Origin of the sequence: Frigoribacterium sp. SL97 (assembly GCF_026625765.1) — a bacterium.
GTDB lineage: Bacteria > Actinomycetota > Actinomycetes > Actinomycetales > Microbacteriaceae > Frigoribacterium.
Genome location: NZ_CP113062.1, coordinates 235,613 through 258,649, shown reverse-complemented (window position 1 = coordinate 258,649; position 23,037 = coordinate 235,613). Strand labels below are relative to the sequence as shown.

The 23,037-nt window shown below is 74.1% G+C and carries 23 protein-coding genes; 7 read left to right on the top strand and 16 right to left on the bottom strand.

The annotated features are described in order from the left end of the window. Positions 1–113: 113 nt before the first annotated feature. Entirely contained in the window at positions 114–569 is a 456-nt protein-coding gene (locus OVA02_RS01245) for an SRPBCC family protein (protein ID WP_056044418.1), read from the top strand. 72 nt (positions 570–641) lie between these two features. Here the strand turns inward: OVA02_RS01245 and glsA are convergent, their stop codons facing one another. Then, positions 642–1,580, bottom strand: coding sequence for a glutaminase A (glsA, locus tag OVA02_RS01240; RefSeq protein ID WP_267659050.1), 939 nt, complete (start codon positions 1,578–1,580; stop codon positions 642–644). 178 nt (positions 1,581–1,758) lie between these two features. Between glsA and OVA02_RS01235 the strand changes: the two genes are divergently transcribed. Then, the gene (locus OVA02_RS01235; RefSeq protein ID WP_056044422.1) at positions 1,759–2,043 is read left to right on the top strand and encodes a hypothetical protein; all 285 of its coding nucleotides are present in this window, start codon (positions 1,759–1,761) and stop codon (positions 2,041–2,043) included. 66 nt (positions 2,044–2,109) lie between these two features. Here OVA02_RS01235 and OVA02_RS01230 read toward each other — a convergent pair whose 3' ends face one another. From OVA02_RS01230 to bla, 7 genes are all read right to left on the bottom strand, one after another. Beyond that, a complete protein-coding gene (locus tag OVA02_RS01230) occupies positions 2,110–3,129 on the bottom strand; it encodes a DUF418 domain-containing protein (RefSeq protein WP_267659049.1) in 1,020 nt (339 codons plus the stop codon). Positions 3,130–3,209: 80 nt separating this feature from the next. Beyond that, positions 3,210–3,527, bottom strand: a complete 318-nt coding sequence (locus OVA02_RS01225; protein ID WP_267659048.1) for a hypothetical protein — start codon at positions 3,525–3,527, stop codon at positions 3,210–3,212. A 70-nt stretch (positions 3,528–3,597) separates the two neighbouring features. Next, the gene (locus OVA02_RS01220) at positions 3,598–4,689 is read right to left on the bottom strand and encodes an ABC transporter ATP-binding protein (RefSeq protein WP_420709620.1); all 1,092 of its coding nucleotides are present in this window, start codon (positions 4,687–4,689) and stop codon (positions 3,598–3,600) included. Beyond that, on the bottom strand, positions 4,686–5,573 hold the full coding sequence (locus tag OVA02_RS01215; protein WP_267659047.1) for an ABC transporter permease subunit: 888 nt from the start codon (positions 5,571–5,573) through the stop codon (positions 4,686–4,688). The genes OVA02_RS01220 and OVA02_RS01215 overlap by 4 nt, the downstream gene beginning before the upstream one ends. Beyond that, complete coding sequence (locus tag OVA02_RS01210) at positions 5,570–6,544, bottom strand: ABC transporter permease (protein WP_157485222.1); 975 nt, start codon at positions 6,542–6,544, stop codon at positions 5,570–5,572. Before OVA02_RS01210 ends, OVA02_RS01215 begins: the two co-directional genes overlap by 4 nt. Continuing rightward, positions 6,544–7,680 carry an ABC transporter substrate-binding protein gene (locus OVA02_RS01205; RefSeq protein ID WP_200413124.1) on the bottom strand — a complete coding sequence of 379 codons (1,137 nt, stop codon included), beginning with the start codon at positions 7,678–7,680 and terminating at the stop codon, positions 6,544–6,546. Before OVA02_RS01205 ends, OVA02_RS01210 begins: the two co-directional genes overlap by 1 nt. A 193-nt stretch (positions 7,681–7,873) precedes the next feature. Next, complete coding sequence (bla, locus tag OVA02_RS01200; protein ID WP_267659046.1) at positions 7,874–8,836, bottom strand: class A beta-lactamase; 963 nt, start codon at positions 8,834–8,836, stop codon at positions 7,874–7,876. A gap of 95 nt (positions 8,837–8,931) precedes the next feature. Between bla and OVA02_RS01195 the strand changes: the two genes are divergently transcribed. From OVA02_RS01195 to OVA02_RS01185, 3 genes are read left to right on the top strand one after another with little or no spacing between them, the layout of a single operon-like run. After that, positions 8,932–9,894 (top strand): ABC transporter ATP-binding protein, encoded by a 963-nt coding sequence (locus OVA02_RS01195; RefSeq protein WP_324289761.1) that lies wholly within the window; start codon positions 8,932–8,934, stop codon positions 9,892–9,894. Positions 9,895–9,908: 14 nt separating this feature from the next. After that, positions 9,909–10,958 (top strand): ABC transporter substrate-binding protein, encoded by a 1,050-nt coding sequence (locus OVA02_RS01190; RefSeq protein ID WP_420709619.1) that lies wholly within the window; start codon positions 9,909–9,911, stop codon positions 10,956–10,958. An 8-nt stretch (positions 10,959–10,966) separates the two neighbouring features. Continuing rightward, positions 10,967–13,120: an iron ABC transporter permease gene (locus tag OVA02_RS01185; protein ID WP_324289760.1), complete on the top strand. Its 2,154-nt coding sequence runs from the start codon at positions 10,967–10,969 to the stop codon at positions 13,118–13,120. Between the two features lie 133 nt (positions 13,121–13,253). Here the strand turns inward: OVA02_RS01185 and OVA02_RS01180 are convergent, their stop codons facing one another. From OVA02_RS01180 to OVA02_RS01165, 4 genes are all read right to left on the bottom strand, one after another. Continuing rightward, positions 13,254–13,643, bottom strand: a complete 390-nt coding sequence (locus OVA02_RS01180) for a DUF2809 domain-containing protein (RefSeq protein WP_267659045.1) — start codon at positions 13,641–13,643, stop codon at positions 13,254–13,256. Between the two features lie 107 nt (positions 13,644–13,750). After that, entirely contained in the window at positions 13,751–15,052 is a 1,302-nt protein-coding gene (locus tag OVA02_RS01175) for a hypothetical protein (RefSeq protein ID WP_159828281.1), read from the bottom strand. A gap of 173 nt (positions 15,053–15,225) precedes the next feature. Further along, the gene (locus tag OVA02_RS01170; RefSeq protein WP_267659044.1) at positions 15,226–16,839 is read right to left on the bottom strand and encodes a GMC family oxidoreductase; all 1,614 of its coding nucleotides are present in this window, start codon (positions 16,837–16,839) and stop codon (positions 15,226–15,228) included. Continuing rightward, a complete protein-coding gene (locus tag OVA02_RS01165; protein WP_173154352.1) occupies positions 16,836–18,323 on the bottom strand; it encodes an alpha/beta hydrolase in 1,488 nt (495 codons plus the stop codon). Before OVA02_RS01165 ends, OVA02_RS01170 begins: the two co-directional genes overlap by 4 nt. A gap of 240 nt (positions 18,324–18,563) precedes the next feature. Here OVA02_RS01165 and OVA02_RS01160 point away from each other — a divergent pair, with 240 nt between their 5' ends. Further along, entirely contained in the window at positions 18,564–18,716 is a 153-nt protein-coding gene (locus tag OVA02_RS01160; protein ID WP_157485223.1) for a hypothetical protein, read from the top strand. Positions 18,717–18,736: 20 nt separating this feature from the next. Then, positions 18,737–19,081 (top strand): ribonuclease E inhibitor RraB, encoded by a 345-nt coding sequence (locus OVA02_RS01155; protein ID WP_192122843.1) that lies wholly within the window; start codon positions 18,737–18,739, stop codon positions 19,079–19,081. Between the two features lie 106 nt (positions 19,082–19,187). Here OVA02_RS01155 and OVA02_RS01150 read toward each other — a convergent pair whose 3' ends face one another. From OVA02_RS01150 to OVA02_RS01135, 4 genes are read right to left on the bottom strand one after another with little or no spacing between them, the layout of a single operon-like run. Beyond that, positions 19,188–20,021 (bottom strand): SDR family NAD(P)-dependent oxidoreductase, encoded by an 834-nt coding sequence (locus OVA02_RS01150; RefSeq protein WP_267659043.1) that lies wholly within the window; start codon positions 20,019–20,021, stop codon positions 19,188–19,190. A 42-nt stretch (positions 20,022–20,063) separates the two neighbouring features. Continuing rightward, positions 20,064–20,861, bottom strand: coding sequence for an ABC transporter ATP-binding protein (locus tag OVA02_RS01145; RefSeq protein WP_056044437.1), 798 nt, complete (start codon positions 20,859–20,861; stop codon positions 20,064–20,066). Beyond that, positions 20,858–21,958: a FecCD family ABC transporter permease gene (locus OVA02_RS01140; RefSeq protein WP_267659042.1), complete on the bottom strand. Its 1,101-nt coding sequence runs from the start codon at positions 21,956–21,958 to the stop codon at positions 20,858–20,860. The genes OVA02_RS01145 and OVA02_RS01140 overlap by 4 nt, the downstream gene beginning before the upstream one ends. Beyond that, the gene (locus tag OVA02_RS01135; RefSeq protein ID WP_123570988.1) at positions 21,955–23,016 is read right to left on the bottom strand and encodes a FecCD family ABC transporter permease; all 1,062 of its coding nucleotides are present in this window, start codon (positions 23,014–23,016) and stop codon (positions 21,955–21,957) included. The genes OVA02_RS01140 and OVA02_RS01135 overlap by 4 nt, the downstream gene beginning before the upstream one ends. Positions 23,017–23,037: the final 21 nt, after the last annotated feature.

Here is a 23,037-nt window from a genome sequence, read left to right as displayed (position 1 = left end):
GTTGCCTCCGCACGTGGGCGAAGCCGACCCGCGCCTCCTACCGTTCACGGCAGGGCACGACGCCGACACGGCGTCGCCCGACAATTCTGAACACCGTCAGCAAGGAGTGCACCATGGCACAGGCCATCGAGACCATCGACGTCAACGTCCCCGTCAGCGTCGCCTACAACCAGTGGACCCAGTTCGAGTCGTTCCCGAAGTTCCTCGACGAGGTCGAGTCCATCACCCAGACCACCCCCACCCTCACGGTGTGGAAGGTGAAGGTCGGACCGGTCGAGAAGACCTTCGAGGCCGAGATCACCGAGCAGCACCCCGACGAGCGCGTCGCCTGGAACAGCACGGGCGGCGAGGTCGACCACGCCGGCGTCATCACGTTCCACAAGCTGAGCGACGACGTGACGCGCCTCACGGTGCAGATCGACTGGACCCCCGAGGGCTTCCTCGAGAAGGTCGGCAACACGCTCGGCGCCGACAACCACGCCATCAAGAAGGACCTCAAGAACTTCAAGGAGTTCATCGAGCGCGAGGGCAACGTCGACGGCGCCTGGCGCGGAGACGTCCAGGCCTGAGCCCCGGCTCCACCCGACGAGGCCCCCGGTCGGCTCCTGTTCGCAGGACGCCCACCGGGGGCCTCGTCCGTGTCAGCCGCCGAAGCCGAACGAGTGCAGCCCGTGCTCCTCGCTCAGTCGGCGGCTCCACTCGGCACCGCGGACGCTCGTCCCCTGCTCGTCGATGGGCGGGCTGAACACCGCCGCCCCGAGCCGGTTCGGCGCCGACAGGACGATCGCCCCCGACACGCTCGACTTCGCCGGCACCCCGATGCCGCGCATCCAGCGGCCCGATCCGTCGTAGACGCCACAGGTCGCCATGACCGACACCACGTCGCGGGCGACGCGAGCGTCGACGACCTGCTCACCCGTCACCGGGTTGCGGCCGCCGAACGCGAGCGTCGCGCCCATCACGGCCAGGGCCTCGGTGTCGACCAGCACCGAGCAGGCCCGAGCGTAGAGCGCGACCGCGTCGTCGGCCGTGTGCTCGAGGCTGCCCTCGGATCGCATCAGGTGGGCCAGCGCGTGGTTGCGGTCGCCGTGCAGCTGCTCGGACTCGCTGACCTCGCGGTCGTAGTCGAGCTCGCGCCCCGCGAAGGCCCCGAGGCCCGCCAGGATGCGCGTCGTGCGGGCGTCGCAGGTGTCGCCGTCGACCAGGGCGGCCGTGAGCAGGGCTCCGGCGTTGACCATCGGGTTCGGCGGTCGGCCGGTGCCGCCCTCGAGCTTGATCGCGTCGAACGCCTCGCCGGTCGGCTCGATGCCGACCGCGTCGAGGGCCGCTCCGCCGGTGTCGGCGAGGGCGAGCGCGAAGAGGAACGGCTTCACCGCCGACTGGATCGAGAACGCGTGGCCCGAGGCGCCGGACGCGACCACCTCGCCGGTGGACCGCACCACGGCGACCCCGAAAAGCTCGGGGTCGGCCTCGGCTAGCTGGGGGATGCTGTCGTCCACCGCGCCTCCTCGGGTCGGGAGGACGGAGGCGCGCAGGGCCTCCAGGGACGCGGCGTCGGACGACGGGATGGGGGACGGCATCGTCCCACCCTGACAGGCCGGGGCCCGTGCGTCCGGGCCTGCAGGAGGCAACGGGGGCCCGGGGTGGGGTACAAGGATCACGCCGGGCCCTCGGAGTCAACCCCTCCCGTTGTCAGGTCGCGTGTCTAACGTGCACCTCGTCGGGTCGCATCGGGGCGGCCCGCGAGAAGGGGCGACCATGCTGAACGACGGTGGGGGACGCCGGTCGGGCACGGCCTGGCCGGGACGGGGCCCGCTCGCCAGTGCCCTCGACCTGAGGCTCGACGTGATCGGCCGTGGCCGCTGGCGCATCGTCGACGTGCGGCGGTCGGAGCGCGGAGCCCCGGTGGTCATCGGATCGGTCGCCCAGACCGAGGCGGGCTACGAACTCACCCTCGCCGCGACCCCCGGTCGCCGCCTCTGGTGCACCGACCTCTCGAGCGCCCTCGACACCGTCGTGCGGGCCTCCTGGAACCGTCGCTGACCCGGGGAGGCGCGGCTCCGATCGGCCGGGACCGCCGCCGACCCGAGGAGGCGCGGCTCCCGTCGGTCAGGACGCCCGGCGCACCAGCGCGGCCGGCCGCCACCAGGTGACGCCCCGCCAGGCCCACTCGACCGGGCCGTAGACGAACCGGGCGAGCCAGAGGCGGCTCAGCACGGACTGCACGGCGATCAGGGCGACGCTCATCGCCAGCCCCGGGACGACGCTCGTCAGGTGCCCGAAGTCGATCACGAGGGCGAGACCTGCCACGACGATCGCCGCGACGACGTAGTTGGTCAGTGCCATGCGGCCCAGCGGCTCGAACACGGCGGCGACGACGCGGCGGGCGGGGGTGCGCCAGAGCAGGGCGAGGGCGGTGGCGTAGGCGACGGCCATGACCAGCCCGGCGATGCCGCCTGGCGTCGAGAAGCGCGGGTCGCCCGGGGTCGTGGCCTGCCAGAGCAGGGCCGGCACCGTGAGCACCGCGGCCGCGGCGAAGACCAGGCCGACGCCGCGCCCGGCGGACTCGAGCACCCGGGGCAGCCCGTACGCGGCGGCGCCGGCACCGAGCAGCATGAGGCCGGGGGTCGAGGCGAGGCCGCCACCGGTCAGGGCGTAGGCCGCGACGGTCAGCGCGGCACCGAGGGTCAGGGTCGCCCAGCGTGGGGCGAAGACGACGATCGGCAGCACGACGAGGCCGACGACGCCGTACTCGAGCAGCACGTTGCCGGGGTAGACGAGCATGAGCAGCCCCCCGATCGCGACGAGCCCGATCAGCCGGCGCACCATGACGAGTCCGGGCCGGGGAGCGCGCGCCCGGGCACCGGCGAGCACGAACCAGAGGCTCATGCCGAAGAGGAACACGAAGATCGGCACGAACCGGGTCTGCACCGTGAGGTACAGCAGGTCGCGCACCGGGTCGTCGACCGGGCCGGCGTTCTCGATCGCCAGGTCGATGCCGAGGCGGGTGATGTCGAGCGTGTTGACCAGCAGGATGCCGAACAGCGCGAAGCCGCGCAGCGAGTCGACGAACCTCCAGCGGGTGCCGGTGGTGGGTGGGGAGTCGACGGCGGGCGCAGCGGAGGTCATGTGCCCAGCCAAGCCGACCCGCGCCTCCCGGTCGTCCCCCGCGGTGATGGTGCGCCTCCGTCTGAAGTATCAGATGTGGGTCAAGCGAGCGCCCACTCGGCGCGGAACTCGTCGCAGGTGAGCCGGTCGAGGTCCGCCTCGATCTCGACCTTGGACTCGTCGGCGCCGGTGAGGCCCTGGGGCGGCAGACGGTGGATCTCGCGACCGGTCGAGCGCTCGCGGACCACGACGTCGAAGCCCGGCCACTCGCCCTCGACCGAGCCGAGGAAGAACCCGACGACGACCGAGACGAGCCAGCGCCCGGCGACGAGCGGCCGCGGCCGCCGGGTCGTGACGATCTCGGCCTGCCACACCGAGGAGGCGCGGGGCACGTCGTCGGGGTCGGTCACCGGGGGCATGCCCCGAGGCTAACGGCGGGACCGTGCGGGCCGCCTCCGTCGCCCGGGAGACCCGGTGCCGTCGGGTGGGTCAGGAGGCGCGGCTCGTCACGGCCACGCGGGCGGGCGTGAACGAGACGCGCACCGACGACCCCGGCTCGCGCCGTTCGTCGGCCCGGTGGTCCAGCACGAGCAGCGTCTCGCGGTCCACGCGCACGCGGGTGCGGCACACGGCCCCCAGGAACGACACCGACTCGACGACGCCCGCGAGCCCGCCCTGCGCGACGAACGACACGTCCTCTGGACGCACGTACGCCCAGACCGGTCCCTCGGCCGGCGTCCCCACGACCGGCACCTCGGGGCAGCCCGCCAGCCGCACGAGCCCGCCGATGACCTCGCCGGAGACCCGGTTGCTCGTCCCGACGAACTCGGCCACGAACGCCGTCGCGGGGGCCGAGTAGAGCTCTTCGGGCGTGCCCACCTGCTCGATCGACCCGGCGCGCATGACGGCGACGCGGTCGGCGACGGCGAGGGCCTCCTCCTGGTCGTGGGTGACGAAGAGCGTGGTGATCGACAGCTCGCGCTGGATGCGCCGGATCTCGTCCCGCAGCTGCACCCGCACCTTGGCGTCGAGGGCGCTGAGCGGCTCGTCGAGCAGCAGCACGCGGGGTCGCGTGACCAGCGCCCGGGCCAGCGCGACGCGCTGCTGCTGGCCGCCAGAGAGCTGGTGGGCGTAGCGCTCGCCGAGGTCGCCGAGCCCGACCAGGTCGAGCATCTCGCCCGCCCGGGTGGCGCGGGCGGCCTTGTCGACCCGACGCATCCGCAGCCCGAACTCCACGTTCTGCCGCACGGTCAGGTGCGGGAACAGCGAGTACGCCTGGAAGACCATGCCGACGTCGCGGCGGTGCGTCGGCACGCCGACCACGTCGCGGCCGTCGATCGTGATGCTGCCGCCCGCGACGTCCTCGAGCCCGGCGAGGCTGCGCAGCGCGGTGGTCTTGCCGCAGCCCGAGGGGCCGAGCACGGCGACGAGCTCGCCGGGCTGCAGCTCGAGGTCGAGCCCGGTCAGGGCCCGGTGGCCGGCGAACTGCTTCGTCACGTCGTGGAACGCGACGGCGGCGCCCGCGCCCGCACCGGCGGCGGTCGGACTCGTGACGGAGGGGCGGGGGAGCGTGGCGGTCACGAGAGGGCCTTCCGGGTGGGGATCGGGCGGGCGGCCCCGAGGGCTCCGACCCGCCCGATCACGAGCAGCAGCACGAAGGCGAAGGCCAACGAGATCAGGGCGAGGACGACGGCCGCGTAGGGGTCGGAACGGGACACCTGCACCAGGGCGGTCTGCAGGTTCACGCGGTTGAGCAGCGAGGCGATGGTGAACTCGCCCAGCACCACGGCCACGGTGATGAACGCCGCCGCGAGCAGTCCCCGGCGGAGGCTCGGCACGACGACGAGGGCCATCGTGCGCGGCCAGCTCGAGCCGAGCGTGCGCGCGGCCTCGGTCAGCGTGCGGAGGTCGGTGGCCGCGAGGTCGGACTGCACCGCTCGGTAGGCGTAGGGCAGCACCGTGACGCCGTACGCGAGCGCGAGCGTCCAGGCGCCCGAACCGGCCACCCGCGAGACGACCGAGTAGACCGGTGCCAGCCCGACCACGAGCACGATCGCGGGCACCGTGATCGGCACGAGGCAGACGAACTCGAGCGGCCGGACGAGGCGCGGGTGGCGCAGGTGCACGAGCACCATCGCCGGCACCAGCAGCACGAGCACGAGCAGCGCCGAGACGACGGCGAGCAGCAGCGAGTTCGTGACCCCCTCGACGAGGTTGCGGTACATCCGCTCGTTCTCGGGGTCGACGATCGCCAGCCAGTGGTTCAGGTCGTGACCCGTGCCGTCGGCGCTGCGCAGCGAGAACGCGACCATCGCCGCGATCGGCACCGCGAAGAGGGCCCCCACGACGGCCAGGGCGGTGCGGCGCGCCACCGTGCCCGCGCCTCCTGCGCTCGTCGACCGCGGAGCGCCCGTCGACCGCGGAGCGCCCGTCGACCGCGGAGCGCTCGTCGTCCGGGCGCTCATCGCTGCCACCGCTCGGTGCGGCGCTGCAGCAGCGAGTAACCCGTCATCAGCACGGCCATGACGACGACCATGCCGAGCGCGAGCGCGCCGGCGACGTTCTCGCGGCCGAGCACCGTCTCGCTGATCAGTGCGGCGCGGATCTGCAGCGGCACGATCTGGGCGCCCTGGCTGATCAGGGCGGCCGCGGTCGCGTACGACGAGAAGGCGTTGGCGAAGAGCAGCAGCAGGCTGCCGACGAACGCCGGGGCGAGCACCGGGACGACCACGCGGACGAGGTGCTGCCACCGGGTGCCGCCGAGCGTGGCCACGGCCTCGCTCCACTGCGGGCGGAGGCCGCTGACGGCGGGCATGAAGGTGATCACCATGAGGGGCACCTGGAAGTACAGGTAGGGCAGCAGCAGCCCGGGCACCTGGTAGAACCAGACCCCGTCCGCGTAGAGGTCGACGCCGGCGACGTCGATCAGCAGCCGCGTGACGACGCCCTGGATGCCGATCGTCGCGATGAAGGCGAACGCCAGCATGACGCCGCCGAACTGGGCGAGCACGCTCGACGCGGCGTCGATCGCGTTGCGGACGGCTCCGTCGGGGCGCAGCGAGGTGAGGCCCCAGCAGACGACGGCGCCGACGACGGCTCCGGCCACGGCGGTGACGGCCGAGACGGCGGCCGAACTGGCGAAGGCCCGGACGATCAGCGGGTCGCCGAGCGCGGCGAGGTTGTCGAGGGTGAGGGCGCCGTCGCCGTCGACGAAGCCCGTCCCGAGCGCGAGCAGGCACGGCACGATCAAGAAGGCGAGCACCCAGACGGCGAACGGGGTCAGCCCCCACCAGGCCGCCGGACGGCGCCGACCCCGTGAGGGGCCGACGCCGTCGGAGGACGAGGAGGCGCGGGTCGGCAGGCCGCCGCCGTCCCCCTCGTGCGCCGACCGCACGTCGGCGGTCGTGTCCGCCGCGCGGGTCGACGTCGTCACCATCAGCCGATCGCCGTGGCCCAGGTGTCGGCCAGGACCTTCGAGGCGGCCTCGGTCTGCTCCGCCGTGAACTGGACGGTGTCGGAGGGCTGCTCGCCGACCTTCTCGAGGGCGTCCTGGTCGACGGTGCCGGCCTCGGTCATCGCCGCGAGGCGCACGGGGTAGGCGCCGGCCGCGAGGTACAGGTTCTGCGCGTCGTCGCCCATGACGTACTCCTGCCACAGGCGGGCCGCGGCGGGGTGCGGTGCGTCGACGTTGATCGCCTGGTTGTAGTAACTGCCGAGGGCGGTTCCGGGCAGCACGGCCGTCTTCCAGTCGCGTCCGCCGGCGTCGGCCGCGGCGGCCAGGTTGTTGTAGCTCCAGTCGAAGACGACCGGGGTCTCGCCCGAGGCGATCGTCGCCGGGGTGGGGTCGGTGGGCAGGAAGTTGCCGGCGTCGGCGAGCTTCGAGAACCAGTCGACGCCCGTGCTGACGTCGTCGGCGCTGCCGCCGGACTGCAGCGCGGCCCACTCGACGGCCGCGGCGGCGGCACCGGCCTGGGTCGGGTCGCCGTTGATCGCGACCTTGCCCTCGTAGTCCGAGCCGAGCAGGTCGTCGAGGCTCTCGGGGGCCGGCACGGCGTCGGCGTCGTAACCGACCGACATCAGGCCGGTGTAGTCGTAGACCCATCTGCCGTCGGCGTCCTTGTGGTCGTCGGCGATGTCGTCCCAGGTCGACACCTCGTACGGCGCGAACTGGTCGAGGTTGGCGAGCGTCACGGCCGAGCCGAGGTCGAACACGTCGGGGGCGGTGTCCTGCCCCTTCAGGTTCTGGGCGGCGGTGATCTCCTCGGCGCTCGAGACGTCGGGGCTGTCCGAGTTGACGGTGATGTCGTACTTCTCCTCGAACCCGTCGATGATCTTGCCGTAGTTCGCCCAGGTGTCGGGCAGGGCGATCACGTTGAGCTCGCCCTCGGCCTGTGCGGCCTCGACCAGGGCGTCCATGCCGCCGAAGTCCTCTGCGCTGGTGGCGGTGGCGGCGTCGGTGCCGTTCGCCGCGCCTCCCGAGCTGTCGGCGTCGGCGCTCGCCGAGCAGCCGGTCAGGGCGAGGGCGGCGATGCCGAGGGTGGCGGCCGAGACGAGCAGGCGCTTGTCGATCATGCGGTGGAGTCCTTCGGGTGCGGGGCCGGGGTTCGCCGGGGACGGCGACGGGGGACCGGACGGCCCGCTGGGCACGCTAAGGAGGCGCGACGACGTCCCGGGGGAGGCCGCGTGAACGAGGGGCGAACAGGTGGTGGCGGGGTGGGCGTGCCGACGGGGGCGGGGGTCGAGGGGGCGGGCGGGGTCGGCCGGGTCAGCGGGCGGCGGCGACGGCCGAGAGGGCGACCTCGGCCACGGCGGCGACGAGGGCGTCGTCGTAGGTCGCGGCCGGGTCGTTGCGCGTGGTGGGCACCGAGATCACCACGGGGTCGCCCGACGGGGGGACCACGATCGCGACGTCGTTGCGGATGCCGCCCGCGCCTCCTGACTTGTCGGCGACCTGCCAGCCGTCGGGAGCGCCGGCCCGGATCAGGGTGTCGCCGGTCGCGTTGCCCGACATCCACTCGAGCAGGGTGGCGCGGTCGTCGGCGGCGAGCCAGTCGCCGTCGGTGATGCGGGCGAGGGTGGCGGTGAAGGCGGCGGGCGTGGTCGTGTCGGCCGTGCTGCCCGGGGTGAGCCGGTTGAGCTCGGGCTCGCCGTGGACGACGTCGGTCACGTCGTCGCCCTGCGCCGCGAGGGCGGCGTCGAGCCCGGCCGGGCCGCCGAGCTCGGTCAGCACGAGGTTCAGCGCCGTGTTGTCGCTCTGCCGGACGGCCGCCTCGGCGAGCTGGCGCAGCGGGAGCCCGTCGGCGACGTGCTCGCTGGTCAGCGGCGAGTACCCCGCGGCGTCGACCTCGGCCTGGGTCCAGGTGGCGACGCGGTCGAGGTCGGCGTCGTCGGTCGCGTCGAGCAGGGCCGCCACGGCGAACGCCTTGAGGCTCGACGCGTACCCGAAGCGTTCGTCGGCCCGGTGGTCGAGGGTCGCGCCCGAGCCGCTGTCGAGCACGGAGAGGCCGACGCGCGCGTCGTACCGCGTCTCGAGGTCGGTCAGCGCGGCCTCGACCTCGGGGGTCGCGAGGTCGGGCGCGGCGATCGGGCTGGGCAGGGGGACCGGGGTCGCGGTCGGGCTCGGGGCGGGTGCCGACGCCCCGGGCGTCGAGCAGGCGGTCAGCGCCAGGCCCAGGCCCAGCGCGGTGGCCGTCAGGAGGGTCGTCGTCTTCGTCGTCCGGGAGGTCATCGGTCCAGTCTCGCCGACGCCCCGGAGGCGCGGGTCGGCTCGACGTCGAGAGGTCGGGTTGCGGCACCGGGGTGAGGTTAGGCTAACCTAAGCGCGTGACCACCGACCTGCCCCTCGCGGCCACCGCACCCGCCTCGGCCACCCTCCGTGCCGACGACGTCTCGGTCGCCTACGACGGCGTCGACGTCGTCCGCGGAGCCCGCCTCGAGCTGCGCCCCGGCTGCGTCACCGCCCTCGTCGGCCCGAACGGCAGCGGCAAGTCGACGTTGCTGCGCACCCTCGCCCGGCTGCAGAAGCCGCGCACGGGCTCGCTGACCCTCGCCGCGCCTCCTGCGGGGGTCGAGTGGTCCGAGAACGTCGTTCGCGCCCCGGGGAAGGACGATTCGCGACCACTCGACCGCCCGAGCGCGAGCGAGGACGCGGGCCCGGGTGACGAGACGGTCGACGGGTTCGAGCTGTCGCTGCGGCAGTTCGCGCGGCGCGTGGCGCTGCTGACGCAGGGGCGCCCGACCCCCGGTGGCCTCAGCGTGCGCGACGTCGTCGAGTTCGGCCGCTACCCGCACCGCGGCCGCTGGGGGCGCTCCGACCCCGACGGCCCCGCCGCCGTCGACCGGGCGCTCGGGCTCACCGGCGTGGCCGACCTCGCCGACCGCGGCGTCGACCAGCTCTCGGGCGGTCAGCTGCAGCGCGTCTGGTTGGCCAGCTGCCTCGCGCAGGACACCGGGGTGCTGCTGCTCGACGAGCCCACCACCTACCTCGACCTGCGCTACCAGGTCGAGCTGCTCGACCTCGTGCGCGACCTGGCCGACTCGGGCCGCATCGCGGTCGGAGTCGTGCTGCACGACCTCGACCAGGCCGCCGCGCTCGCCGACCGCATCGTCGTGCTGAGCGAAGGCCGCATCGTCGCCGAGGGCGACCCCGGGGACGTGCTGACACCGCGCCTCCTGACCGACGTCTGGGGCATCCGCATCGACGTCGACACCGACCCCACCACCGGCCACCTGCGCACCCGCGCGATCGGCCAACACCACACCCGGGCCGAGACGCCCGTCCGATGAGAGAGACACCACCCGTGACCCAGCGCCTGATGACGACGCCCCGCCACACCCCGACCACCGGCGGCCCCGCCCGCCGCCCCGCCCGCCGACTGCTGACGGTCACCGCCGTCGCCGCGGCCGCGGCCCTGACCCTCGCCGGCTGCGGCACCACCGAGTCGGCCGACGCCGGCTCGACCTCGGGCAGCGGCGAGCAGATCACCCTGACCGACGGCACGGGGGCCGAGATCACCCTCGACGGTCCCGCGACGAAGGTCGTCGGCACCGAGTGGAACGTCGTCGAGGACCTCGTCGCCCTCGGCGTCGAACCCGTGGGCGTCGCCGACGTGAAGGGGTACAACGAGTGGGACGCCGCCGTGCCGCTCACCAACGAGCCGACCGACATCGGCACCCGCGGCGAGCCGAGCCTCGACACCGTCGCGTCGCTCGCACCCGACCTGATCGTCGCGACCGACGGCCTGAGCGCCGACGCCGTCGAGCAGCTGAAGGAGATCGCTCCCGTGCTGCAGATCACCTCGGCCGACGCCTCGCGCCAGATCGAGCACAGCATGGACAACCTCGACCTCATCGCCAAGGCGACCGGCACCGAGGAGAAGGCGGCCGAGGTGAAGAAGGAGTTCACCGACGCCGTCGAGGCGGGCAAGCAGGCCCTCGCCGACGCCGGTCTCGCAGGTCAGCCCTTCGCCTTCGCCGACGCCTACGTCGACGCCGGCCAGGTCAGCATCCGGCCCTACGCCAAGGGCTCGCTCGTGTCCGACGTCACCGAGGAGCTCGGCCTGACGAACGCCTGGACCGTCGAGGGCGACGAGGCGTACGGCCTCGCCACGACCGACGTCGAGGGCCTCACGCAGCTGCCGGCCGACGTGCAGTTCCTCTACATCGACAACACCGCCGCCGGTGCCGACGACCCGTTCGCGGTGTCGCTCGCCTCGAACGCCGTCTGGACGTCGCTGCCCTTCGTGCAGTCCGGTGACGTGCACCGTCTCGACGACGGCATCTGGATGTTCGGCGGCCCCGCCGCGATGACCGCCTACGTCGACTCGCTGGTGTCGACCCTGACGAAGTAACCGGCACCGTGAGCACGACCGTCACCCCCACCGACCCCGCGCCGCCCCGGCTCGGCGAGCCCGCCGCCGTGCCCGACGAGCGGGCGCTCCGCGCGGCGCGAGCCCAGGAGGCGCGGCTCGCCGCCCCCCGCCGGGTCACGCTCGGGTCGGTGGGCGTGACGGTCCCGCTGGTCGCCGTGGTCGTGGTGCTCGCCCTCGTGGACGTCACGCAGGGCACCGCCGACGTCGGCGCCCGGCAGGTCTGGCAGGCGCTGACCGGCACCGCGACGGCAGGCGACGCGTCCGTGGTCGTGGCCTCGCGCCTCCCCCGGATGGTCGCCGGCCTGCTGGTCGGCGTCGCCCTCGGAGCCGCCGGGGCGGCCCTGCAACAGATGAGCCGCAACGTGCTCGCCTCGCCCGACACCCTCGCCGTCAACGCCGGCGCCTACGCGGCGCTCGCGCTCGCGGCCGTCACGGGGCTCAGCCTGCCCCTGCTCGCCTCGTCCGGCGTCGCGTTCGTCGGCGGGCTGCTCGCCGCGGGCCTCGTGCTCGCGGTGTCCGGGCTGGGCGCCGGCACCGTGCGGCTCGTGCTCGCCGGCAGCGCCCTCGGCCTCGGCCTGGCCTCGGTGACGAGCGCCCTGCTGCTGCTCTTCCCGCAGCAGACCGCCGGGCTCTACGCCTGGGGCCAGGGCAGCATCTCGCAGAACGGCTTCGACGGCGTCGTCCAGCTCGCCCCGGTGATCGTCGTGGGGCTGCTCGTGCTCGTCGCGATGAACGTCCGCGTGGACGCCCTCGCGCTCGGGGACGACGCCGCCCGCAGCGTCGGCGTCGACGTCCGCACGACCCGCGTGGTCACCGTCCTCGCCGCCGTGCTGCTCTCGGCCGCCGCCGTCACCCTCGCGGGGCCGATCGGTTTCGTCGGCCTCTGCGCCCCCGCCCTCGTCCGCCTGCTGCGTCGGGCCGTGCCCTCCGTCCGCCGCTTCGTCGTCTTCCTGCCCCTCGCGGCCCTGGCGGGCGCCGCCCTCGTGCTCGGCGCCGACGTGCTGCTGCGCGCCCTGGTCGGTGCCGAGACGTCGGTCCAGGTGCCGACCGGCGTCGTGACCTCGCTGCTCGGGGCGGTCGTCCTCGTCGTGCTGGCCTTCCGTGCCCGCGACCACGGAGGCGTCACCCCGACCGACCGGCACCCCGTGGTCTCCCGCCTGCGGTTCGTGGTCGTCGTCGTGGTCGTGCTCGCCGCCCTCGTCGCCGTCGTCCTCGGCTCGGTGCTGCTCGGCGACGCCAAGCTGCTGCTCGGCGACGTCGCCAACTGGGTGGCCGGTCGGTCCGGCCGCGTCGTCACCTACGTGCTCGACACCCGCGTCCCCCGGGTCGTGGCCGCCCTCGCCGCGGGGGCGGCGCTGGCGCTCGCCGGCACGCTCGTGCAGGCCGTCACGCGCAACCCGCTCGCCGAGCCGGGCATCCTCGGCGTGACGGGCGGAGCCGGCCTCGGGGCCGTGCTGCTCGTCACCACCGTGCCGCTCGCGACCGGCTGGGGCATGGCCGGCGCGGCGTTCGCCGGAGCCGTCGTGGCGGCCGTCGTCGTGTTCGGCCTCGCCTCCCGCGGTGGCTTCCCGCAGAACCGGCTCGTGCTGATCGGCATCGGCGTCTCGACGGCGACGGCGGCCGCGATCAGCCTGCTGATCGTCCTGACCGACCCGTTCAACGGCGCGAAGGCGCTGACCTGGCTGTCGGGTTCGACCTACGGCCGCACGCTGGACGATGCGCTGCCGGTGTCGCTGGTGCTCGTGGCCGCGCTCGTCGTGGTCGTGCTGCTGCGCCGTCGCCTCGACCTGCTCGGGGTGGACGACGACACCCCGCGCCTCCTCGGGGTCTCGCTCTCGCGGTCGCGCCTGGTCTTCCTGTCGCTCGCGGTGCTGCTCACGGCGACGGCCGTGGCCGCCGTGGGCGTGGTCGGATTCGTCGGACTCGTCGCCCCGCACGCCGCCCGGTCGCTGGTCGGACGGCGGCACGCGCGGGTGCTGCCCGTGGCCGTGCTGCTCGGCGCGGTGCTGGTCTGCGCCGCCGACGTGCTCGGCCGCACGCTGATCGCCCCGGCACAGCTCGGCGCCGGCCTGCTGACCGCCGTGATCGGCACGCCGTACTTCGTCTGGCTGCTCTGGCGCGGGCGGGCCTCCGCGAGCTGACGCCTCGGCGCCCTGACGCCCGGCGCCCTGGGGCCCCGACGCCCTGGCCGGTCGAGTGGGCAGAAGGTGTCCTTCCCGCCTCGACGAAGGACGTTTTCTGCCCACTCCACCCGCGCCTCCCGGGGTCGGGACGTCAGGAGGCGCGGCGCAGCACCCGGAGCAGCACCAGCCCCGCGACGCCCCCCGCCAGGTACCCGAGCAGGTCGGTCGCCACGAAGGTGGAGCCGAGCACCCACGCGACGGGCGGGAACGCGTCGGCGGCGGCGGCGGGCAGCCCGGTCAGTTGGAGCAGCTCGATGCCGACCGACGCCGCGGTGGCGGCCCCGGCCGCGACGGGGGCGGCCAGGCGCGGGGCGACGAGGCGCGGGGCGACGAGGGCGAGCAGCAGGGCGAGCAGCACGGTGTAGAGCGCCGAGCCGAGCAGGTCGCCCGTCAGCCCGGGGACGGCGAGCTCCGCGACGACGCCGAGGGCGACGGTCGCCGCCGCCGCGACCGCCGTCAGCAGCCGCAGCCGCAGCCGCATCCGCAGTCGTCGAGCATCCCCCGGATCTGCGGCCCGCGGGTCGAGTGGTCCCGAATCGTCCTTCCGCACAGCGGGAGGGACGCTTCGCGACCACTCGACGGGCGGCGTCACGAGAGGCACCCGGTCTGGACGCCGAACGACAGGCCGTCGGCCGTGCCGCGGATGCTCGCCGACTCGATGCCGTCTGGACGGCCGGGAGGCGCGGACCAGTAGTCCCGGCCCATGGCGCGACCGGCCTGGTGGAACCCGTCGGCCGACCAACCGTCGACGACGGCGTCGAACGGGCCCTGGGCGTCGTCGTGGACGGTGAACACCGGCACGACCACCGAGCCGACCACCCGGGTGCCGTACTCGGTCTCGCACAGTTCGCGCCTGGTCTCGACCTCGGCCGGCACGCCCGTCGCCGCCACGGATGCCTCGACGTAGGCGCGCACGGCGGCCTCCTGCTCGGGCAGTTCGGCGAGCGGGCCCTCGTTGACGAACGGGCTCTCACCGATGTCGCCCGGCTGGGGCTCCGGACCGTCGTCGGGCTCGGGTGCGCCCAGCGGCAGGCCGATCCAGCCGGTCTCCGGGGTGGTCGCCCGAGGCTTCCGCACCCAGAACTCGGTGCGGCGGGCGACCCCGGCATCGGCCTGCTCGTCGGCCGCACCCCGCAGGACGGCGAGCACCGGATCGGGCTCGTAGGTCGAGACGTCGAGCGAAGGTCGACTGCTCGCGGTGACGTCACCAGGGGTGAAGGCCAGTCCGGTGACGCCGTCGAGCGCGAGCACCGCGTCGATCGTCGCGAGCATCGTCGGTGCCGGCGAGGTGGGGCTCAGGGCCACCGACGAAGGGACGGACGTCGTGGTCGTCGCCTGGCCGAGGTGGAGGGAGAAGGTCGGGCCAGCCGTGCCGAGGTGCGGCTGGACCGCCGCCGCAGCGTCCGCGAACGAGTTCCCGGGTGCGACGACCGCCGAGTAGGCGTAGCGGGTGGTGTCGACGGAGGCCAGGGTGCTCTCGCCGCGCAGGTCGCCCGCCAGTCCGACCTGGACCTCCGACGTCGGATCGACGGTGACCGGGGCGAGGCCCGGGCCGCCGGGGACGTCGAGGTCGATGTCGAGGGTGGTACCCGTGACGCCGTCGCCCACCACGCCGTCGACGAGGGCGGCGACCGCCAGGTCGGGGCCGTCCGCGGTGACCTCGACGTAGGCGTCCCAGGTGAAGGGGTCGTCCTTCGCGTCACGCTGCTGCAGGCGGGTCTCGACCGAGGCGACACCGTCGACGGCTGCGATCCGATCGGCGAGCTCGGCCAGGGACTGCTCGGACCCCTCGGGCGGTGGTTCGGCGAAGAAGCACGACGTGAGGCCGCACGCGACGACGACGGTCGCCACCGATGCCGCGATCGCCCGGTGCAGCGTGGGAGAGGCCATCTCTCGAGCCTACGAACGGGCGAGCCGGGTCGCGTCCGTCTCGGGGACCACGCCGCGCGCCGGGAGGACGACCCCGACCAGCCGAACGACGGCGCCACGGGGGCGTTCCTCGCCGACGCGACCCGCGCCTCCTGGGCGGTGGAGCTCAGGAGGCGCGGGTCGCGTGCTGCAGGTCAGGCCGCGTCGACGACGCGCGAGACGTCCGCGCCGACGCGCTCGCCGGCGACGGTGCCCGTCAGCCCGGCGCTCGCCAGGAAGCGGTCGGCGGTGCGCAGGCCGAGGGCCATGATCGTCAGGGCGGGGTTCGCGACGACGGCACTCGGGAAGACCGAGTTGTCGGCGACCCAGAGGTTCGGCACGTCGAAGCTGCGCCCGTCGGGGTCGACCACGGCCGTCGCCGGGTCGGTGCCCATGCGGCAGGTGCCGATCGTGTGCGCCGTGCGGGCCAGGACGCGGATGTCGCGGCCCCCGGCCGCCTCGACGATCGCGGTCATCGTCTCGACGGCGTGGTCGTCGATCGCCTTCTCGTTGTCGCCGGGCGTGAAGGTGACGACGACCTTGGGCATGCCGAACTCGTCGACCTCGTCGGACAGCGTCAGGCGGTTCTGTTCGCTCGGCAGGCACTCGGCGTTGATGCCGACGCCGGCCATGAAGCGGTAGTCGTCGAGCGCCTTCACGAGTTCGGGGCCCCAGAGGCCGGCACCGCGAGCCAGGGTCGTCGCCAGCGTCAACGGCATGGCGCCGAGGCTCTGGATCAGGTAGCCGCCGACGAAGTCGACGCCCTCGGGCCGCATCGTGTCTTCGGTGATGATCGACGACGGGTACCCGCGGTAGCCGCGCATCTCGGTGTCGAAGGTGCCCCAGACCTGCGTCGCGCCGTGGGCCATGAAGTTGCGACCGACCTGGTCGCTGCTGTTGGCGATGCCGGCGTGCAGCAGCAGGCGCGGGGTCTCGACGCCGCCCGCGCAGAGGAAGAGCGCGGCGGTGCGCTGGCGGTGCTCGACGCCGTCGCGGACGTAGACCACGGCCGACACCTCGCCGGCCTCGTCGAGCTCGATCCCCGTGACCATCGACTCGGGGCGGATCTCGGCCCCGTTCGCGACGGCCATCGGCAGGTAGCTGGTGTCCATGCTGACCTTGGCGCCGCTGCGGCACCCCTGGTGGCAGCTGCCGCAGCCGACGCACGCCGGGCGGGTGCCGACGTGCTCCTGGCGCCAGTCACGGCTGACCAGGGCCGCCGGGGCGTCCGTCGCGCGGATGCCCAGCGCCTCACACCCGCGGATCATCATGTCGCTCGACGCGTTGCGGGCGGGCGGCGGCATCAGGTACGACCGCGACGGGTCCCACGGGTAGTCGGTCGGGCCGGAGACGCCGACGAAGTGCTCGACCTCTTCGATGTACCCGATCAGCTCGGCGTGGTCGACCGGCCAGTCCTCGCCCTTGCCCGTGAGGGACTTGAGCTTGAGGTCGCGCTCGTCGGGACGGGGGGTGAAGGCGCCCCAGTGCAGGGTCGAACCGCCCACGCCCTTGCCGCTGTTGTTCTGGCCGAACGCGGTCGGGGTCTCGCCGCCGCTGAGGCGCTCGTCCATCCAGTTGATCTTGACGGCCTCGATCTCGTCCTGCGTGTACTCGTCGGGCTCGAAGTTGCGGCCGGCCTCGAGCGCGACGACCGAGAGGCCCTGCAGGGCGAGCTTCGCCAGGATCGGGGCGCCACCGGCGCCGGTTCCGATCACGACCGCGTCGACGACCTCGGACTCGTCGTAGGTGCGTTGTCCGTCGAGCTTCATCGGGTGACCTCCATGGCTGGTTCCCAGCCCTCTCGTTGGCCGGCACCGAGCCGGCTGAATCCTTGCAGGGCGCGACCGGCACGGCCGTTCGCGAAACCGTCGAAGCCGATGCGTTCCATCGTCGCGGGGTGGGCGAGCCAGAGCTTGACCAAGTCGACGCGGCAGTCCTCGAACCACGCGGTGAGCTGCTCGACCGAGAAGGGGTGTGCCTCGTCGGGGCTGGGTTGCCCCGTGCGCCCGGGGGTGCCGCCGGTCATCCCGGCGTCGTCCTGGTCGCCGCCGTGGTGCGAGTCGCCGCCACCGCTGTCGCCGACGGTGCCGAGGGCGTCGTCGGGATCGCCCGCGACGATCGCGGCGAGCCGCTCGTCCTGCTGCTCGTAGGTCAGGCCGGTGAAGTCGGCGAGGGCGTCGAGGCCCAGCGCGTAGGCCTCGGGGTCGCTCGGCAGGTCGGCGTTGCGCCAGCCGTCGCCGTAGCCGGCGGCGAGCTGGGCGTCGACCCGCGCGGCGAGGTCGACCGAGTGGTCGGGGTCGTCCTGCGGCACGACGCGGGAGGCCACGGCACGCAACGTGGTCAGCTGCGCCTCGGTCAGCACCTGTGGGACGTAGCGCGGGTCGTCGGCGACGGCGCGCCGGGCGAGGATGCCGCGGGTGTTCGAGGCGGTGCGGCTCGAGGCGATGACGCGGGCGAAGTCGTCCGACATGACCGGCGCCCGCCCCGCGTCGTCGCGCCAGAAGTCGAGGATGGCCGAAGCGACCTCGGTCGGGCGCTCGAGCGGCAAGAGGTGCCCCGCGCCGTCCAGGGTGAGGTGCGTGGCACGCGGGTAGACGGCGCCGTTCAGGCGACGCTGGGCGTCCTCGCCCAACGGCCCGTCGGCGCCCCCGGCGACGATCAGGGCGGGCACGTCGAGGGTGCCGACCTCGGCCGACCAGTCCTCGCGGCTGCCGCGGTCGAACCATGCGGTCCACGCCTCGGGGGAGGTGCGGTGCAGGTCGGCGAGGGCCTGGTCGTCGAGCGGCGTGGCCAGGGGAGCGCCGACGTTGTCGTCGACGAAGCTGCGGGCCGTGTCGGCGTCGAGCGGGCCGTCGGCGGCCGCGGCGATCATCTGCTCGCGGTTCGACTCGCTCATGGGCTCGGGTGACGGCGGGGACGCCGCGAGCAGCACGACCCCGGCGAGGCCGAAGAGCCCGCCCTGCCCGGCGAGCGTGCGCGCGGCGACGATCGACGCGATCTTGCCACCCATGCTGTGACCGACGAGCAGCCAGCGGGTGGCGCCGTGCCGGCGGATCTGCCGGGTGACCTGACGGACCATGTCGTCGACGGTCACCCCGTCGGCCGTGGTGGCGTCGCCGAAGCCGGGCAGGTCGAGGGCGACCACCTCGACGTCGTCGCCGAGCGCCTCGGTGACGGGACCGTACTCGAGCCGGCTCATGCCGAGCGCGTGCAGGCAGAACAGGGTGGGGCGTGTGGTGGTGTCGCTGGTCACTCGGACTCCTCGGAGAAGACGTGGGGCCGGGCGACGACCCCCGTCGTCCCGGCGGACTCGACGCTACGGCGCGCCACCGTCATCGGGCCGAATGAGGGCGTGCGGACCGTGCCGGTGGTACGACTGATTGCCCACCGCGGGTGGTCCCGACGCTGGGAGGCGTACCCCGAGGAGGCGCGGGCGGCGGATGCTCAGGAGTCGCGCCTTGTGCCCGCCCCGCCCGCCCGGGAGGATGGGCGGATGGAAACCGTCATCATCGCCCTCATGGTCATCGGGTCGATCGTCGTCATCTTCGGCATCGTCTTCTTCCTGGTCGCGGCGGTGTTGCCCACCCGTGCGCCCCGTGCCGACCGCCGGGGCCGCGGCGGACGTCCCGCCGCCCGCACCCGCTAGTCGGGGCCCGGGGTACGACGATGGACGAGGGACTCGTCGTCCACCTCCAGCGGTGCGCCGCCCAGCTGGTCACCCGCAACGAGCTCCGTGATCGGTTCGACCTCGCACGGACCGTCACGCACGCGGCCGACTTCTCGCGCCGATCGGCTGCCGAACGCGCGGCCGACGAACTCCGCACGGCGGGCTACGACGCGACGGTCACCCGGCACGGTCTGCTGGGGGCAGATCTCCGGGCCAGCCGGGAGGACGCGCTCGACGACGACCGCGCCGTGACCTTCACCCGAGAGGTGTTCGACGTCGTGCAGCGATCCGGCGGTCGGTACGACGGCTGGAGCGCCGAGGTCATCGCCGAAGCCCAGGCCTGACCCGCCTGCATACGCCTGTGCCCCCGGGTCGCACCACCGAGGTGGTGTCGAACCGCCGATGTGCGTGGTTCGACACCACGTCGGTGGTTCGACATCGCCTCCCGCCCTACGGGACGATCGCGTCGACGTAGCCGCCGTCGACCCGCAGCGCCCCGCCCGTCGTCGCCGAGGCGAAGCGCGAGCTGAGGTAGACCACCATGTTGGCGATCTCCTCCGGCTCGATCAGTCGCTGGATGAGCGACTGCGGTCGGTGCTTCAGCATGAACTCGTGCTGGGCCTCGTCCCAGGGCAGGTCGTCGCCGACCAGCTCGCGCACGAACTCCTCGACGCCGCCCGTGTGCGTCGGCCCGGCGATGACGCTGTTGACCGTCACGACCGAACCCGCGGCCGCCTTCGCGAACCCCCGCGACACCCCGAGCAGGGCCGTCTTCGACACCCCGTAGTGGATCATCTCGACCGGCGTCACGATCGCCGAGTCGCTCGCGATGTACTGCACCCGGCCCCAGCCGCGCTCCATCATGCCGGGCAGGTAGGCCCGCGTCAGGCGCACGGCCGACAGCACGTTCGTCTCGAAGTAGCGGCGCCACTCGTCGTCGTCGATGCTCAACGCGTCGGCCGAGCCGAAGACGCCGAGGTTGTTCACCAGCACGTCGACCTCGGGGAAGGCCTCGACCGCCGCCTGCGCGCCCGCCTCGGTGGCCAGGTCGGCCGCGAGCGTGACGACCCGCGCCTCCCGGGTCCCGGCGTCGAGGGCCGCGAAGGCGGCGTCGCCGGCCAGCGAGTCGAGGAGGCGCGCCCGGGCCGCCCCCGTGGTGTCCGTCGAGCGTCCGTTCACGATGACGCAGGCCCCGGCGGCGGCGAGCCCCCGGGCGATCGCGAAGCCGATGCCCTGGGTCGAGCCGGTGACGAGTGCGGTGGTGCCGTCGAGTTCGATCTTCATGGGTCCATCCTGCTCGCAGGAGCCCCGGGGGCCCACCCGACCTCAGCGGCGGCGCGGCACGACCATCGGCGACCCGGTCACGGGGTCCGGCACGACGACGCAGGGCAGGTCGAACACGTCGGTCACCAGCTGCTCGGTCAGCACCTCGGCCGGGGTTCCCGTCGCCACCACGTCGCCGTCGGCCATCACGATCAGGTCGGTCGCGTACCGCGCGGCCTGGTTGAGGTCGTGCAGCACCGCGACCACGGTCGTGCCCTGCCCGTGCAGCCGGGCGAAGAGGTCGAGCAGGTCGTACTGGTGCGCGATGTCGAGGTAGGTCGTCGGCTCGTCGAGCAGCAGCACCGGGGTCTGCTGCGCGAGCGCCATCGCGACCCACACTCGCTGGCGCTGGCCGCCCGACAGCTCGTCGACGGGCACGTCGACCAGCTCGGTGAGGTCGGTCTCGGCCAGGGCCGCGTCGACGGCCTCGCGGTCGGTGCCGGTCCACTGCCGGAAGAGCCCCTGGTGCGGGTAGCGGCCCCGGGCGACGAGTTCGGCGACGGTGATGCCGTCGGGCGCGGTCGAGGTCTGGGGCAGCAACCCGACGATGCGCGCCACCTCTTTCGCCGGCACGCCCGCGAGCTCGCGTCCGTCGAGCAGGACCGACCCCGACCGGGGCTTCAGGAGGCGCGCGAAGGCCCTCAGCAAGGTCGACTTCCCGCAGGCGTTCGGCCCGACGATGACCGTGAACGAGCCGTCGCGCACGTCGGCGTCGACGGCCTCGCTCACCGTTCGCCGGTCGTAGGCGAGGTGCGCGCCGCGGGCGACGAGGCGGGAGGGGCGGGTGTCGTCGGCGTTCACGCGGACCTCCGGGATTCAGAGACGAGCAGGGTGATCAGGTAGACCCCGCCGATCACGAGGGTGACGAGGCCGACCGGCACCGGGTTGGCGGCCACGTGCTGGGCGACGAGGTCGGCGACGAGCAGGAGCACCCCGCCGACGAGTCCGCCGGCGACGAGCGGCACCCCGGCCGACCGCACCAGGCGTCGGGCCAGCTGCGGCGCGGCCAGGGCCACGAACGCGATCGGCCCGGTGCTGGCGGTCACCACGGCGGTCAGCGCGACGCCGACGACGACGAGCGCCAGGCGCGACCGCTCGGCGCCGAGGCCGTGCGACCGGGCGGCGTCGTCGCCGAGCTCGAGCTGCCGGAGGGGACGCGACAACGCCATGACCAGCGGGGTCAGCACGACGAGCAGCACCAGCGCCGGGACGAGCTGCTTCCAGCCGACCAGCGCGAGCGAGCCCGCCCCCCAGAACGACGCGGTCAGGGCGACCTCGTTCTGCGCGCGCAGCAGCAACCAGCTGTTGACCGAGTGCAGCAGGGCCGTGACGCCGATGCCCACGATGATCAGCCGCAGCCCGTGCACGCCGCGACGGTAGGCCAGCAGGTAGACGACCAGCGCGGTGACGAGCCCGCCGATCAGGGCGCCGGCCGCCGTGCCGATCGTCGAGGCCGCACCCGACACGATGACGACGATCGCCCCGGTGTAGGCGCCGGTCGAGAAGCCGATCACGTCGGGCGAGCCCAGCGGGTTGCGGGTCAGGGACTGGAAGACGGCGCCCGAGACGCCGAGTGCGGCGCCGAAGACGAGGGCCGCGAGGACGCGCGGCAGCCGCCAGTTCAGCACGATGGTCGAGGCGAACCCGTCGCCGCCGAACAGCGCCCGCACGACCTGGGGCGGGCTGAGCGGGTAGTCGCCGATGCCGAGGGCGACGATCGCGACGACGACGGCCACCACGACCAGCGTCAGCGTCGCCGTGCGTCGCCGCCCGCCGGTCGAGCGCCACGAGCGCAGGAGGCGCGGGCCGACACCCGGGGAGGCCGACGTCGTCCGCGTACCCGACGACGTGCCCGTGCCCCGGGTCGGGCGCGTGTCCGGCCCCGTGCCCCCGGTCACGCGCCACCCACCCGTCGGCGTCGGGCGATCGCGATGAGCACGGGGGCGCCGACGGCGGCCGTGACGAGGCCAGCGGCCAGCTCGCCCGGGGGAGCGACCACGCGGCCGAGGACGTCCGCGAGCAGCAGCAGCACCGGCCCGAGCACGGCCGAGAGGGCGGTGATCCACGGCTGGCTGGGCCCGACGACGCCGCGGGCGGCGTGCGCGACCATGAGCCCCACGAACGCGATGGGCCCGACCACCGCGGTCGCGCCTCCGGCCAGCAGGGTGACGACGACCAACGAGACGACGCGCACGGCCGGCACCGAGACGCCGACCGACGCGGCGTGTTCGTCGCCGAGCGCGACGGCGTCGAGCGGGCGCGAGGCGATCAGGGCGACGACGACCCCGGCCGCGACGAAGGGCAGCACCGTGAGCACGGGCTCCCAGCCGCGGTCGGCGAGCGAGCCGACCTCCCACGCGCGGACGGCGTCGAAGCGGCGGGGATCGGCCAGCACGATCGACGAGGTGATGCCCGCGAGCACCGACCCGAGCGCGAGGCCGGCGAGGGTCAGGCGGGCGGGACCACCGCCTCCTCGTCCGGCGCCGCCGATCAGGGCGACGGCGACCGTCGCGAGGCCCGCACCGACGAACGAGAACCAGACCCAGCCGCTCGCCGAGGTGACCCCGGCGAAGCCGACCGCGAGGGCGACGGCGAAGGCGCTGCCCGAGGTGACGCCGAGGATGCCCGGGTCGGCCAGCGGGTTGCGCGTCACGGCCTGCACGACGGCCCCGGCGACCCCGAGCCCGGCCCCGGCCACGATCGCGGCGACCGTCCGCGGCAGGCGGAGGTCGAGCACGGCGGTCGCGTCGGCGGTGTCGCGGCTCGCGGCGCCGGTGAGGATGCGCAGCACCTCGTCGAACGCGACCGGCCGCGCGCCGACGGCGAGGCCCAACACGACGGCGAGGGCCAACAGGGCCAGGGCGGCCACGAGGGCGAGGAGGCGCGTGCGGGTGCGCCGGGAGCCCCGCGTCGGTCGCGGGGCACGGCCGACCGTGAGCGCTCGGGGCATCGCCATGACGATTAGCTTAGGCTACCC

Excerpts from the sequence above, each read along its gene's own strand:
- OVA02_RS01150 (WP_267659043.1), bottom strand. The coding sequence starts at position 20,021 with ATGAAGATCGAACTCGACGGCACCACCGCACTCGTCACCGGCTCGACC.
- OVA02_RS01245 (WP_056044418.1), top strand. The coding sequence starts at position 114 with ATGGCACAGGCCATCGAGACCATCGACGTCAACGTCCCCGTCAGCGTC.
- glsA (WP_267659050.1), bottom strand. The coding sequence starts at position 1,580 with ATGCCGTCCCCCATCCCGTCGTCCGACGCCGCGTCCCTGGAGGCCCTG.
- OVA02_RS01160 (WP_157485223.1), top strand. The coding sequence starts at position 18,564 with ATGGAAACCGTCATCATCGCCCTCATGGTCATCGGGTCGATCGTCGTC.
- OVA02_RS01230 (WP_267659049.1), bottom strand. The coding sequence starts at position 3,129 with ATGACCTCCGCTGCGCCCGCCGTCGACTCCCCACCCACCACCGGCACC.
- OVA02_RS01205 (WP_200413124.1), bottom strand. The coding sequence starts at position 7,680 with ATGATCGACAAGCGCCTGCTCGTCTCGGCCGCCACCCTCGGCATCGCC.
- OVA02_RS01155 (WP_192122843.1), top strand. The coding sequence starts at position 18,737 with ATGGACGAGGGACTCGTCGTCCACCTCCAGCGGTGCGCCGCCCAGCTG.
- OVA02_RS01135 (WP_123570988.1), bottom strand. The coding sequence starts at position 23,016 with ATGGCGATGCCCCGAGCGCTCACGGTCGGCCGTGCCCCGCGACCGACG.
- OVA02_RS01170 (WP_267659044.1), bottom strand. The coding sequence starts at position 16,839 with ATGAAGCTCGACGGACAACGCACCTACGACGAGTCCGAGGTCGTCGAC.
- OVA02_RS01180 (WP_267659045.1), bottom strand. The coding sequence starts at position 13,643 with ATGCGGCTGCGGCTGCGGCTGCTGACGGCGGTCGCGGCGGCGGCGACC.
- OVA02_RS01215 (WP_267659047.1), bottom strand. The coding sequence starts at position 5,573 with ATGAGCGCCCGGACGACGAGCGCTCCGCGGTCGACGGGCGCTCCGCGG.
- OVA02_RS01175 (WP_159828281.1), bottom strand. The coding sequence starts at position 15,052 with ATGGCCTCTCCCACGCTGCACCGGGCGATCGCGGCATCGGTGGCGACC.
- bla (WP_267659046.1), bottom strand. The coding sequence starts at position 8,836 with ATGACCTCCCGGACGACGAAGACGACGACCCTCCTGACGGCCACCGCG.
- OVA02_RS01235 (WP_056044422.1), top strand. The coding sequence starts at position 1,759 with ATGCTGAACGACGGTGGGGGACGCCGGTCGGGCACGGCCTGGCCGGGA.
- OVA02_RS01225 (WP_267659048.1), bottom strand. The coding sequence starts at position 3,527 with ATGCCCCCGGTGACCGACCCCGACGACGTGCCCCGCGCCTCCTCGGTG.
- OVA02_RS01210 (WP_157485222.1), bottom strand. The coding sequence starts at position 6,544 with ATGGTGACGACGTCGACCCGCGCGGCGGACACGACCGCCGACGTGCGG.